Source organism: Deinococcus radiotolerans, from assembly GCF_014647435.1.
In the GTDB taxonomy this organism is placed as follows: domain Bacteria; phylum Deinococcota; class Deinococci; order Deinococcales; family Deinococcaceae; genus Deinococcus; species Deinococcus radiotolerans.
The window spans coordinates 463947-476683 of record NZ_BMPE01000001.1; the positions used below are offsets into that span (position 1 = coordinate 463947).

The 12737-nt window shown below is 69.6% G+C and carries 9 protein-coding genes; 5 read left to right on the top strand and 4 right to left on the bottom strand.

Annotated features, from left to right (window positions below; genetic code table 11):
• The first annotated feature begins 2 nt into the window (after positions 1 to 2).
• On the top strand, positions 3 to 521 hold the full coding sequence (locus IEY63_RS02275) for a tripartite tricarboxylate transporter TctB family protein (protein WP_189067333.1): 519 nt from the start codon (positions 3 to 5) through the stop codon (positions 519 to 521).
• Positions 521 to 2032 (top strand): tripartite tricarboxylate transporter permease, encoded by a 1512-nt coding sequence (locus IEY63_RS02280; protein WP_189067334.1) that lies wholly within the window; start codon positions 521 to 523, stop codon positions 2030 to 2032. The genes IEY63_RS02275 and IEY63_RS02280 overlap by 1 nt, the downstream gene beginning before the upstream one ends.
• Positions 2033 to 2096: 64 nt before the next feature.
• Here the strand turns inward: IEY63_RS02280 and IEY63_RS02285 are convergent, their stop codons facing one another.
• A complete protein-coding gene (locus IEY63_RS02285) occupies positions 2097 to 2282 on the bottom strand; it encodes a hypothetical protein (protein ID WP_189067335.1) in 186 nt (61 codons plus the stop codon).
• Between the two features lie 70 nt (positions 2283 to 2352).
• Between IEY63_RS02285 and IEY63_RS02290 the strand changes: the two genes are divergently transcribed.
• Positions 2353 to 5064, top strand: coding sequence for an ATP-binding protein (locus IEY63_RS02290; protein WP_189067336.1), 2712 nt, complete (start codon positions 2353 to 2355; stop codon positions 5062 to 5064).
• Between the two features lie 138 nt (positions 5065 to 5202).
• Here IEY63_RS02290 and IEY63_RS02295 read toward each other — a convergent pair whose 3' ends face one another.
• Both IEY63_RS02295 and IEY63_RS02300 read right to left on the bottom strand, forming a co-directional pair.
• Positions 5203 to 5505, bottom strand: a complete 303-nt coding sequence (locus IEY63_RS02295; protein ID WP_189067337.1) for a putative quinol monooxygenase — start codon at positions 5503 to 5505, stop codon at positions 5203 to 5205.
• A complete protein-coding gene (locus tag IEY63_RS02300; RefSeq protein ID WP_189067338.1) occupies positions 5502 to 6272 on the bottom strand; it encodes a type 1 glutamine amidotransferase domain-containing protein in 771 nt (256 codons plus the stop codon). The genes IEY63_RS02295 and IEY63_RS02300 overlap by 4 nt, the downstream gene beginning before the upstream one ends.
• 377 nt (positions 6273 to 6649) lie before the next feature.
• Between IEY63_RS02300 and metH the strand changes: the two genes are divergently transcribed.
• Together metH and IEY63_RS02310 are read left to right on the top strand one after the other, a co-directional pair.
• Positions 6650 to 10363 (top strand): methionine synthase, encoded by a 3714-nt coding sequence (metH, locus tag IEY63_RS02305; protein ID WP_229784425.1) that lies wholly within the window; start codon positions 6650 to 6652, stop codon positions 10361 to 10363.
• Complete coding sequence (locus IEY63_RS02310) at positions 10360 to 11100, top strand: methylenetetrahydrofolate reductase (RefSeq protein WP_189067340.1); 741 nt, start codon at positions 10360 to 10362, stop codon at positions 11098 to 11100. Before metH ends, IEY63_RS02310 begins: the two co-directional genes overlap by 4 nt.
• A gap of 339 nt (positions 11101 to 11439) precedes the next feature.
• Here IEY63_RS02310 and IEY63_RS02315 read toward each other — a convergent pair whose 3' ends face one another.
• A complete protein-coding gene (locus IEY63_RS02315) occupies positions 11440 to 12723 on the bottom strand; it encodes a DUF4139 domain-containing protein (RefSeq protein WP_189067341.1) in 1284 nt (427 codons plus the stop codon).
• Positions 12724 to 12737 lie beyond the last annotated feature (14 nt).

A 12737-nucleotide genomic window follows, 5' to 3' on the forward strand; every position in this document is an offset into this window, starting at 1 on the left:
TCATGTCTGACCCTGCCCCCTCCTCCACCCTCCCGGCGCGGCCCGCGCTGAGCGTCCCGGACCTCCTGGTCGCGCTGGGCGTCCTGATCGTCGGGGCGCTGCTCCTGATTGGCACGCTGAAGATCCCGTTCGGCATCAACGCGTACGTGGGGCCGCGCGTATTCCCCATGATCGTCTCGGTCGGCACGCTGCTGCTGGGCACCCTGCTGCTGGTCGCCACGCTGCGCGGGTACCGCGCCGAACCGGCCGCGGAAGAAGACAGCGACCCGGACGCGCAGCCGGACCTGCGCCAGCCGGGCATCATCCTGGGCGGCTTCCTGCTGGGCGCGCTGATCCTGACGCCGCTGGGCTTCGTGCTCGGCACGGCCGTCATGTACTTCAGCGTGGCCTTCGCCTTCGGTGAGCGCCGCCTGGGCCTGATGGCCGGCGTGTCGCTGATCGTGGCGCTCGTCACGTACGTCGCGTTCACGCGTGGCCTGGGCCTGAGCCTGCCGGCCGGCATTCTGAACGGGGTGCTGTGATGGACGCCGTTCACTCCCTGTTCGCGGGCTTCGAGACGGCCCTGACCCCCCTGAATCTGCTGTGGGCGCTGATCGGCGTGACGCTGGGCACCCTGGTGGGCGTGCTGCCCGGCATCGGCCCGGCCCTGACGGTGGCGCTGCTGCTGCCCGTCACGGCGAAACTGCCGCCCGTGAGTGCGTTCATCATGTTCGCCGGGATCTACTACGGCGGGATGTTCGGCGGCAGCACGACCAGCATCCTGCTGAACACCCCGGGCGAGTCGAGCAGCATCATCACGGCGCTGGAGGGCAACAAGATGGCCCGCCGGGGCCGCGCCGCCGCCGCCCTGGCCACCGCCGCGATCGGGTCGTTCGTGGCGGGCACCATCGGCACCATGCTGCTGACGTTCGCAGCGCCCGCCATCGCGGAGGTCGCGGTGCAGATCCCGCCCAGCGCGAAGTTCGCGCTGATCATGCTGGCGTTCGTGACGATCAGCGCCACATTCGGCGGCTCACCGCTGCGCGGCCTGATCAGCTTGTTCCTGGGCCTGGCGATCGGCCTGATCGGCACGGACCTTCAGAGTGGCCAGGCGCGTTTCACGCTGGGCTATCCCGAGCTGCTGGACGGCATTGATTTCGTGACGGTCGTGATCGGCCTGTTCGCCGTCGGGGAGACGCTCTTTGTCGCCAGCCGTCTGCGTAAGGACAAGGCCAGCGTGATCAAACTGGAAGGCAACGCCAGCATGACCCGCGACGACTGGCGGCGCTCGTGGAAGCCGTGGCTGCGCGGCACGGCGCTGGGCTTCCCGTTCGGCGCGATTCCGGCGGGCGGCGCGGAAATCCCCACGTTCCTGTCCTACACGCTGGAGAAGAAACTCAGCAAGCACTCCGAGGAATTCGGCAAGGGCGCCATCGAGGGCGTGGCCGGGCCGGAAGCGGCGAACAACGCGTCGGCGGCGGGCGTGCTGGTGCCCCTGCTCACGCTGGGTCTGCCCACCAGCGCCACGGCGGCGATCCTGCTGGCCGCGTTCCAGCAGTACGGGCTGCAACCCGGGCCGCTGCTGTTCGTGACCAGCCCGGACCTCGTGTGGGGATTGATTGCCAGCCTGTACATCGGGAACGTGATGCTGCTGGCCCTGAACCTGCCACTCGCGCCGATCTGGGCGAAACTGCTGCTCATCCCGCGCCCCTTCCTGTACGCCGGGATTCTGGTGTTCAGCACGGTGGGCGTGTACTCCCTGAACAACAGCGTGTTCGACCTGATCCTGCTGGCCATCTTCGGCCTGATCGGGTACGGCATGCGCCGCTTCGACTTCCCCGTGACGCCCGCGATCATCGGCGTGATCCTGGGGCCGGTCTCGGAAAGCCAGTTCCGCACCGCCATGCAGCAGAGCGGCGGGGACGTGAGCGTGTTCGTGCGCCAGCCGCTGTCGCTGTTCATCCTGCTGATCGTGCTGGCCGCGCTGGTGGTGCCGCAGGTGCTGAAAGTGCGTGCCGCCCGGGCCGCGAAGGGCGATTCCCTGAGCGCCTGACCGTCACGGCAGAACGGAGGGAGGCCCGGCACCTGCACGCCGGGCCTCCCTCCTTCTTGTGTCTTCAGCGGAGGCCGCGGCCGTCCAGCAGCAGCCACAGGTGGCGCAGGAGTTCATCCACGTCCCGGAAGGTGCGTCGCTCGCCGGGTTGACCCTGCGGTTCGAGACTCACGGTGGGCCGGGCGCCGGGTGAGGGGTGAGGGGCGGGCAGTTCAATGCGGATCAGGTACTCAGTGGGTGGGGGGGTCACAGTCACTCCTTGGGGGCAGTGTGGCCTGGGGGGTGTTGCGCGGGCGTTGCGCGCGTACACTGGGGCATTCATGAACACCGGGTCAGTGCTGGTCCTGCGGACACTGGGCGTCCCGCGCGCCGCCGTGCACGGCGCGGCACTGGACGTGACGGGCAAGAGTCTGGCGCTGCTCATGTTCCTGGGCGTCGAGGGTGAGACGCCGCGGGAGGTGCTGGCGGACCTGCTGTGGTCCGAGCAGGGTGAGGACGCGGCGCGGCGCAACCTGCGCGTGCAGCTGCACCGCATGAAAGCGGCGGGACTGACCGAGTGGCTGGAGGTGGGCCCAGGCGCGGTGGCGCTGCGGGGGCCGGTGGAGGTGGACCTGCACCAGCTGCGCGCGGCGCTGGCGTCCGGGGACGCGCCGGGCGCGGCGGGCTTCGCGCGCGGGCGTTTTCTGGATCACCTGAGCGTGCCGGGCGCCGCCCAGTTCGAGGTGTGGCTGGACCGGGTGGCGGATCAGGCGCTGGAGGATCAGCTGCGGGCGCTGGACGCCCTGGCTGCGCACGAGGCGGCGCGGGGGGCGTGGCCGGGCGTGCTGGCCGCGCACGCGCAGGCGCTCACGCTGGACCCGCTGCGGGAGCGGAGCGTGCGGGGCCAGATGGATACGCTGGCGGTGCTGGGCCAGCGGGAGGCGGCGCTGGACGTCTACCGCGCGCTGTGCCGGAGGCTGCGCGAGGAACTGGGCGCCGAGCCCCTTCCGGCGACGCGCCTGCTGGCCGAGCAGCTGAGGGAGCAGCCGAAGGCGGCGCCCTCCCCGTCTGGTCCGCTGGTGGGCCGTGACGCGGAGGTGGCAGCGGTCCGCTCGGCCCGGACGGTGCTGCTGCTGGGCGAGGCCGGGATCGGCAAGTCGCGGCTGCTGCGCGAGGTGGCGCCGGACGCTCTGGTGCTGCGCGGCGTGCCGGAGTTGACGCCCCTGCCGTTTGGCGCGGTGCTGGACGCCCTGCGGGCCGACGATGGAGCGCTGGAGCGCTGCCCGGCGGCGTTGCGGCCCGCGCTGGCCGCGGCCCTGAGCGCGCCGGGCGGCGCCGCCGCCGCGGACCGGGGCGCGACACTGGACGTGCTGGCTGGCGCCCTGCTGGCCGCCGCGGGCGGACGGAGCGTGGTGGTGGAAGACCTGCACTGGCTGGACGCCGGGTCGCTGGAGGCGGCGTTCCTGGCGCTGCACCGCGGCGCGCGGCACCTGTGGCTGTCCGCGCGGCCAGAGGAGCTGGATGGCCGCGCGGACCTGCGGACGGTTCTGGCGCGCGTGAATCCGCCGCACCTGAAGCTCTCGGAGTTATCGCTCCCAGCGGTGCAGCAGCTGATTGCCGGGCTGGCCGGTGGTGACGCGCCCCTGTTTACGGCGCGTCTGTTCGAGGCGACTGCCGGGCACCCCCTGTTCCTGATGGAGACCCTGCGGGACCTGCGCGAGCGGGGCCTGCTGTCCGAGCGGGGTGGCCGCTGGCATACGCCCTTTGACGCCTTCACGGTGGATTACGCGGAGGTGCCGGTCCCGCCGTCCGTGACGCAGGCCATCCGGGGCCGCGTGGAACGGCTGGGCCGCGTCACCCGTCAGCTGCTTCAGGCGGGCGCGCTGTGGGGCGAGGCGTTCCCTCCCGCGCTGGTGGCCGGCTGCGTGAGCGTGCCGGTCGGGGACGCGCTGGACGAACTGGAGCGGGCGCAGGACGCGCGGCTGGTCACGCCGGACGGCGCGGGCTTCCGGTTCGGGCATGACCTTCACCGCCGCGCCCTGCTGGACGGCCTGAGCGGCGCGCGGCGCCAGCACCTGCACGCCCAGCTGGCCGCGCTTGCTCCGGCGGGGACGCCCGCGGGGACGACCGCGCAGCATTTCGAGGCGGGCGGGCAGCCGGAGCGGGCCTGGCCCCTGTGGACGCGGGCCGCGCAGGAGGCCGCGGGCCTGTTCGCGCATGCGGACGCGTTCGCGCTGTACGGGCGGGCGCTGGCGTGCCAGCCGCCCCCACGTGAGATGTTCGCGGTCCGCGTGGCCCGCAGTGAACTGTGCCGGCACCTTGATGACGAACCGTCCCGCGAGGCCGAGCTGGACGCCCTGGCGGACCTGGCGGCCGAGCTGAACGAGCCGGCCTGCTGGGCTGACCTGGCTGCCCGCCGGGCGAAGTACCACACGGAGCGGGACGAGTACACGCAGGCGGTGGCAGTGGTGCAGGCCGCGCTGGCGCGGCACCGGGCGAGCCTGGGGGCCGACGAGCACTCGGCGTTGCTGCTGGAGGGCGGCGCGGCGCTGGCGTGCCTGGAGGACTGGACCGCGTCCGAGGCTCTGCTGCGCGAGGCACTGACCCTGACCGCTGACGTGCTGCCGGTCCGCGCGTCGAACGTCCTGTACTGGCTCGGGTACGGCGCGTACCGGACCAGACAGTTCGCGCGGGCAGCCGAGGCGTACCGGCAGTCAGTGGAAGTGCTGCCGCCGGACACCCTGTCGCGCGGCCGGGTGCTGAGCCTGTGGAAGGTGGGCGCGTGCCTGCGCCGACTGGGACAGTGGTGCGACGCGGCAGCCACGCTGAGCGAGGCTGATGACAGCGCCCGCACGCTGAACGCCGGGTCCATCCGCGGCCTGATCGTGGCGGAGCAGGCGGCGCTCGCGTTCGATCAGGGCGAGCGGGCGGTAGCGGCCGCACTGGCAGCGGAAGCGCAGGCCCTCCTGACACCGGGCGGCGATGAAGGCTGGGACGTCCTGACGCCCCTGCTGCGCAGCCTGCAGATGCAGGAAGCGTCACAGGCGAAGTAGAGGCCGTCAGTCATCACTTGCTGTTCGAGGGAGCCTGAACAGTGGCCGCGCTGAGAATCCTTACCAGCGCCCCATGGCCCGAGCAGAAAAATTGAGGAGGGGCATTCTACTGGCCCCCCCGCTTGGTCCCTGGCGTCTTTAGGCCACGTCGATCTCTTCAAGCACCGTCACCTCGGGCGTGGCGGCGAACCAGTCACCGGCCTTGCCGCGGTACGCCTGGTAGTGCTCGCTGTCGCGGTGGGCCTGGGTGGCGGCGCGGTCGCGGTAGCGTTCCTGCACGTGGAAGCGGACGGTGCCGTCCTTTTCCTCGCGCAGCAGGTCGTAGCGGAGGTTGCCGGGTTCCTGGCGGCTGGCGCGGACCATGTTCAGCATCTCGGTCTGCACGTCGTTCACGTGCTCGGGTTTCGGGGTGATGATGGCGTGGACGGCGATGACGCTCATGCGGTCACCGTCTCGCCCTTCAGGGCGCCCAGCAGGGCGGTCACGAACTCCTCGTCGCTCATGGGGTTCTGCCCGGTGATGAGTTCACGGTCGCGCACGACGTGGCTCTGGTACTTGCCGCCGTTCTGCACGTCCATGCCGGCGGCGCGCAGGGCGTCGGCGGGGTAGTACTGCATGGGGGCCTCGAAGGTCTTCTCGGCGTCCTGTTCCTCGGGGGTGCTGAACACGGTGGCCTTGTAGCCGTCGTACAGGAAGCCCTGCGCGGCGGGTGTCTCGCCGTTCTGGAGGGCCGTCTGGTAGGTGGCGGCGTCCTGCTGAGCGGCGAGCAGCGCGACGGGCGCGTGGCAGATCAGCGCGGTGGGCTGGCCCTTCTCGTGGAAGTGGCGCAGCACCTTGCCCAGGTCGGCGTCGCGCATGAGTTCGATCATGGGGGCGTGCCCGCCGGGCAGGAACACCGCGTCGAACTGGTCGAGGTTCGCGGCGGTGTCGCTCAGCTTGTGGATGGGTCCGCTGAGGGTCTGCTCGACGAAGGCCTTGATCTGCTGGTGTTCGGCCTCGTCCTTGAAGAAGTCCTTGCTGTCGCTGCCGTGGTCCATGGGGGGGCGGTTCCCCTTGGGGGTGGCGATGGTCAGCGTGTAGCCTTCCTGGCTGAGGCGGTGGGCGGGCACGCCGAATTCGTTGAGGTAGAAGCCGGTGGCGTGCGTCTGGCCGCCTTTGAGGGGCAGCTGGCCTTCGCTGGACATGACGACGAGGATGTTCTTGGTCATGGGCGTCACCTTAGGCGCCGGGGCGGAGCTGGACTGTCGAACCCCTTACTTTGCTTTTCAAAGCATTCAGGTTGGATGAAGGTGAGGCGTCTCCTGCCCTGTCCATGCACCTCAGCGGTGAGCCGTCGCGGGGCGCGGTATTCTGCCGGGAACCGCGCCTGCTGGGCGTGGTCATCCAGAATCGCCGGAGGGGATTTCCTGCCCTGGGATGGCGTGGCAACCGGCCCTCATTGCGGCACCGGTGCCTTCAGGAGAGGCCCGCGTGGGTGCGCTGACGATGGCGCGAGCGGGAACGATGGCCCAGAGGCGGCGCCGCACAGCGCACACATCAGATGACCCAGGCCCACACCCGTGGGACCTGCACCCCGAGGTACACCGTGAGCATCAACGCAGACATCCGCGCCGAGGCGCGCAAGAGAATCCTGATCCTGGACGGCGCGTGGGGCACCCAGCTCCAGGGGGCCGGACTGACCGAAGCTGACTTCCGCTGGCCTGAAGCCGACCCGCTGAGGATGTACCGCGGGAACTTCGACCTGCTGCAACTGACCAGGCCGGACGTCATCCGCGCCGTGCACCGCGCGTACTTCGAGGCCGGCGCGGACATCGCCAGCACGAACACCTTCAACTCCACGACGATCAGTCAGGCGGACTACGGCACGGAAGCCCTGGCGCGCGAGATGAACGTGCAGGGCGCCCGGCTGGCCCGCGAGGTGGCCGACGAGTTCACCGCCCGTGACGGGAAACCGCGCTGGGTGGCGGGGAGTATAGGCCCGACGAACCGCACGGCGACCCTCTCGCCGGACGTGGAACGCCCGGAGTTCCGCAACGTAACGTACGACGATCTGGTGGCAGCGTACACCGAGGCCGCCGAGGGTCTGATTGAGGGCGGGGCGGACCTGCTGCTGCTGGAGACGGTGTTCGACACCCTGAACGCCAAGGCGGCGCTGTTCGCCTGCGAGGAGGCTTTCGCCCGCACCGGAAAAACGCTGCCGGTCATGCTGTCGGGCACGATCACCGACGCGTCGGGGCGCACGCTGAGCGGGCAGACGCCGGAAGCGTTTGCGATCAGCACCTCGCACGCGAACCTGTTCAGCCTGGGCCTGAACTGCGCGCTGGGCGCGGACCTCCTGCGCCCGCACCTGCGCGAGATCGCCGCGAACACAGACGCGCTGGTGTCGGTGCACCCGAATGCGGGCCTCCCGAACGCCTTCGGGGAGTACGACGAGACGCCCGATCACACCGCGAGCGTGCTGGCCGACTTCGCCCGCGAGGGCCTCGTAAATATCGTGGGCGGCTGTTGCGGCACCACACCCGAGCACATCCGCGCGATTGCCGAAGCCGTGCGCGAGATCACGCCACGCGTGGCCCCAGAGCAGCCCGCCGTGCTGCGCCTGAGCGGCCTGGAGCCGCTGAACGTCACGCCGGAACTGAACTTCGTGAACGTCGGTGAGCGCACCAACGTGACCGGCAGTCCGAAGTTCGCCAAGGCGATCCTGGCGGGCGATTTCGACGCGGGCCTGAAGATCGCGCGGCAGCAGGTGGAGAACGGCGCGCAGATCGTGGACGTGAACTTCGACGAGGGCATGCTCGACGGCGAGGCCGCCATGGTGAAGTTCCTGAACCTGCTGGCCGGGGAACCCGACATCAGCCGCGTGCCGCTGATGCTGGACAGCTCCAAGTGGGAGATCCTGGAGGCGGGCCTCAAGCGCGTGCAGGGCAAGGCGGTCGTGAACTCGATCAGCCTCAAGGACGGCGAGGCGAAGTTCCTGGAACGCGCCCGTCTCCTGCGCCGCTACGGGGCGGCGGCGGTCGTCATGGCCTTCGACGAGCAGGGGCAGGCGGACAATCTGGAGCGGCGCAAGGAGATCACGGCCCGCGCGTACCGGCTGCTGACCGAACAGGTGGGCTTCCCGGCGCAGGACATCATCTTCGACCCGAACGTGCTGACGGTCGCGACCGGCATCGAGGAGCATGACCGCTACGCCATCGATTTCATCGAGGCGACCCGCTGGATCAAGGCGAACCTGCCGGGCGCGCTCGTATCAGGCGGGATCAGCAACGTGTCGTTCTCGTTCCGGGGGAACAACCACGTGCGCGAGGCGATGCACGCCGTGTTCCTGTACCACGCGATTCGCGCGGGGCTGGACATGGGCATCGTGAACGCCGGGATGCTCGCCGTGTACGAGGACATCGAACCCGAGTTGCGCGACGCGGTGGAGGATGTGATACTGGCCCGCCGAAGTGACGCGACCGAGCGGCTGCTGGAGCTCGCCGACCGTTACAAGGGTGTAAAGCGCGAGGTCGGCGCGGGCAGCCCCTGGCGTGACCTGCCGGTGCAGGAGCGCCTCAGGCACGCGCTCGTGCAGGGCATCGCGGATTTCGTGGAGGCGGACGCCGAGGAGGCATACCGGGAACTCGGCTCGCCGCTGAAGGTCATCGAGGGGCCACTGATGGACGGCATGAACGTCGTCGGGGACCTCTTCGGCGCCGGGAAAATGTTCCTGCCGCAGGTCGTGAAGTCCGCCCGCGTGATGAAACGAGCCGTGGCGTACCTCACGCCGTACATGGAGGCCGAGAAGCAGGAGGCGGGCGGCAAGGGAAAGGTGCTGCTGGCGACCGTGAAGGGCGACGTGCACGACATCGGCAAGAACATCGTCGGGGTGGTGCTGGCCTGCAACGGCTATCAGGTCACCGACCTGGGCGTGATGGTCCCCACCGAAAAGATTCTCGACGAGGCCGAGCGGATCGGAGCGGACGTCATCGGCCTGAGCGGCCTGATCACCCCCAGCCTGGACGAGATGGTCACCGTGGCCCGCGAGATGACCCGCCGCGGCCTGAACCTGCCCCTGCTGATCGGCGGGGCGACCACCAGCCGCGCGCACACCGCCGTAAAGATCGACCCCGCGTACCCCGGCCCCGTGGTGCACGTGCTGGACGCCAGCCGCGCCGTGACGACCACCGCCGACCTGCTGGCCGACCCGGCGGGCGTGCAGGACCGGATCCGCACCGAGTACGACGCGCTGCGCGAACGGCACGGCGAGCGGCAGGTGCGCCTCATCCCCATCGATGAAGCCCGTGCCCGCGCGCCGCAGGTCTCCCCCACCCCCGCGCCCGCCCCGCGCGAACCTGGCCGACAGATAATCGAGCAGCCCATAGCGGAGCTGCTGGACTTCATCGACTGGACGCCGTTCTTCATCGCCTGGGAGATGAAGGGCATCTACCCGAACATCCTCACCGACCCCCTGCGCGGCGAGGAAGCCCGCAAGCTGTTCGCCGACGCGCAGGCCCTCCTGCGCCGGGTAATTGACGAGAAGCTCCTGACCGCACGGGGCGTGATCGGCCTGTGGCCCGCCACGCGCGACGGCGATGACATCGCCGTGCAGGTCACCCCCGACGTGACCCTCGGCGATACCCTTGACCACCACACGCACGAACTGGCCGCCGGACGCGAGGAACTGCCCGGCGTGGTGCACCTCCACACCCTGCGCCAGCAGCGCGACCAGACCACGCCGAACGCGGCGCTGGCGGACTTCATCCTGCCGGACGGCGATCACATCGGGGCGTTCGCGGTGGCGATTCACGGCGCAGAAGAACTCGCGGCGAAGTTCGAGGCGCAGCACGACGACTACAACGCCATTCTGGTCAAGGCGATCGCGGACCGGCTGGCCGAGGCCTTCGCGGAGAAACTCCACCGGGACGTCCGCGTGCGGCACTGGGGTTACGCGCCCGGGGAAACGCTCGGGAACGACGACCTGATCCGCGAGCGCTACCAGGGCATCCGCCCCGCGCCCGGCTACCCAGCGCAACCCGACCACACCGAGAAACGCACGCTGTTCACCCTGCTGAATGCCGAGGAAGTCGGCCTGCGCCTGACCGAGTCGTGCGCCATGACGCCCGCCGCCGCCGTGTCCGGGCTGTACTTCGCGCACCCGGAAGCCCGCTACCTCGCCGTGGGCCGCATCGGCCGCGACCAGATCGAGGACTACGCCCGCCGCAAGGGCCAGAGCGTCGAGGACATCGAACGCTGGCTGGGGCCGATCCTCGCATACGATCCCGCCACCGTGCCTACCCTGGCCGGGGTGCAGGCATGACCCGCATCTCTGTCGAGCTGGTGCCCCGGTCCCGTTCTGGCCTACGCGCGGAGATCGCGGAGGTCGCGGGCGCACTGAGCGGCGTGGATACCGTGAACGTGCCGGACCTGACGCGATACTCGCTGCGCTCCTGGGTGGGGTGTGGGTTTGCCCGCCCCGGTTTCGCGGCGATTCCGCACCTGCGCGCCGTGGATTTCAACCCGCGTGAGCCGCTGCCGTTCCTGCCGCTGCTGGAGGAGCACGGCCTCCGTGAGGTGCTCGTCGTGACCGGGGACGCACCGATCGACATGAGCGCGAAGGTGTACGACCAGGACGCCGTGGACCTGATCCGCCGCCTGAACCGCGACGCGCCGCACCTGCGCGTGTACGCGGGCCTGGACCCCTACCGGCAGTCGTTCGTCCGCGAACGCGACTACCTGGAGCGCAAGCTGGACGCGGGCGCAAGCGGGTTCTTCACGCAGCCGTTCTTCGACCTGCGCCTGCTGGACACCTGGGCCGACCTCCTGCCGGACGGCACGGACGTGTGGTGGGGCGCGACGAGCATCCTCACGGAGGCCAGCTTCAACTACTGGCGGGCCCGCAACCACGCGGTGTTCCCCCGCACGTTCACCCCCACCCTGGACTGCAACCGCGCGTTCGCCTATGACCTCCTGACCTTCGCCCGCGAACGGGAGCAGCACGCGTACTTCATGCCGGTGAAGGTGAACGTGCTGGAGTACCTGGGCGGCATTCTCTGAGCGAGTGAGCTATGCGCTCTGGCTATGCGCAACCACTGACCACCCCAGACTTCCGCTGAAACAAAAAGTCGATCAGCTGAGCGAAGCGTCCCACCGCACACCTGACCGCCGACGGCCACCGGCCGTCGTGCGCGCAGCGCGCGGGCCTTGCGGGGGGCGGCAGGATGGCGTCGAGGCCGGACCCGTCACCGCCCGACACCAACACGCCGCGCAAGTCGAAACTCTTGCCCAGTGCAACGCTGCTCCCCCTGCCCCCCTGGGGTAGGGGGCTGGGGGGTGGGGCGACGAACGAAATGAGCCCCCCAGGAAATCCCGAGAGGCCCACATCCGGCTGAAGCTTCAGCTGTTGTCGATCACGACGGTGAAGCTCTTGCTGACCTTGCCCTTGGCGGGCACGTCGACTTTCAGGTTCGCGGTGCCCTGGTTTTTGACGGGGGCGCTGGTGTCGATGATTATGATGCGGCCGCCGATGCGTTCGGTGATTTCGGCGCGGATGGCGCGGTCTTTGCTGCTTTCGAAGGCGTAGGTGACGCGGTAGGTGGTTTTGGTGATGTTGCCCTTGGTGTCTTTGGTCTGGGCGGTCTGCTGGACGGTGCGGGTGTAGTTCAGGTCGGGGTCTTCGCCGAGGTTGAAGTCGACGGTGCCGCCCTGGCGGGTGTCGGGGATGCTGGTCTGGCCGACGATGCGGCCGTCTTCGCGGACGGTGATGGGGCCGGCGGGGAGGCGCTGGTCGGCTGTGAGGCGGTAGGAGCGGTTGAGGTTGCCGTCGCGGGTGCCGGTGTCGAAGTACGTCTGGAGGCCGGCGTAGCGTTCGAAGGTGCTGAGTTTGGGGGTGATGAAGGGGAGGGTGGTGACGCTGTTGGCGGGCAGCTGGAAGGGGGTGGTGAGGGCGTAGCGGTAGAGGCCGCGGAGTTCGCCCTGACTTTCGATTTTGGGGGCGGGGGCGGCGGTGGGCATGGCGACGTCCATGGCGGCGCCGCGCATCATGTATTGGGCTTCCTGCTGGTTCTGGATGTTGACGTCTCCGGCGTAGAGTTCGGTGTTCTGGACGTTGTAGGCCTGTTCGGTGGTGTTGCGGATGTCGGCGAGGGCGCTGAGTTGCGCGCCGCCGCTGCTGGCTTTGAGGGTGTAGCGGGGCGTCCAGGTGACGGCGCGGGTGAGGTAGCTGAGGGTGCCCTTGCCGGGTTGCGCGAGGGTGTAGGTGACGCTCTGGGTGGGGGCCTGGGGGTTGGCGGGTGGCGCGGCGTCGAACTGGAGGTCTTCGTAGCGGGCGGTGAAGTAGCGGCCTTGGGCGTCCTTGACGAGCAGGTCGCGGGCGCGGATGAGGGTGACGGGTTCGGTTTTGCCGTCGCGGCGCAGGTAGATGGTCTGGCCTTCGAGGCTGCTGAGCCAGTTGGCTTCCTGTTTCTGGATGGCCTGCGTGAAGCTGAGGCCTTCGAGGTCGAGGCTGCCGCTGAGGATGTTCTGCCACGTGTCGAGGGGCAGGTTCAGGCGGAGGGTGCCTGAGTCGGCGGTGACAGGTTCACGGACCTCGCTGAAGCTGGGGTAGATGCGCAGGTCGGCGGCGCTGGCGGTGCTGAGGGCGAGTGTGGTGGCGAGGGCGACGTGGACCGCGTTTTTCATATCTGGATGGTGAC

Coding starts and splice junctions, on each gene's coding strand:
- IEY63_RS02275 (WP_189067333.1), top strand. CDS start 3: ATGTCTGACCCTGCCCCCTCCTCCACCCTCCCGGCGCGGCCCGCGCTG.
- IEY63_RS02280 (WP_189067334.1), top strand. CDS start 521: ATGGACGCCGTTCACTCCCTGTTCGCGGGCTTCGAGACGGCCCTGACC.
- IEY63_RS02290 (WP_189067336.1), top strand. CDS start 2,353: ATGAACACCGGGTCAGTGCTGGTCCTGCGGACACTGGGCGTCCCGCGC.
- IEY63_RS02295 (WP_189067337.1), bottom strand. CDS start 5,505: ATGAGCGTCATCGCCGTCCACGCCATCATCACCCCGAAACCCGAGCAC.
- IEY63_RS02300 (WP_189067338.1), bottom strand. CDS start 6,272: ATGACCAAGAACATCCTCGTCGTCATGTCCAGCGAAGGCCAGCTGCCC.
- IEY63_RS02310 (WP_189067340.1), top strand. CDS start 10,360: ATGACCCGCATCTCTGTCGAGCTGGTGCCCCGGTCCCGTTCTGGCCTA.
- IEY63_RS02315 (WP_189067341.1), bottom strand. CDS start 12,723: ATGAAAAACGCGGTCCACGTCGCCCTCGCCACCACACTCGCCCTCAGC.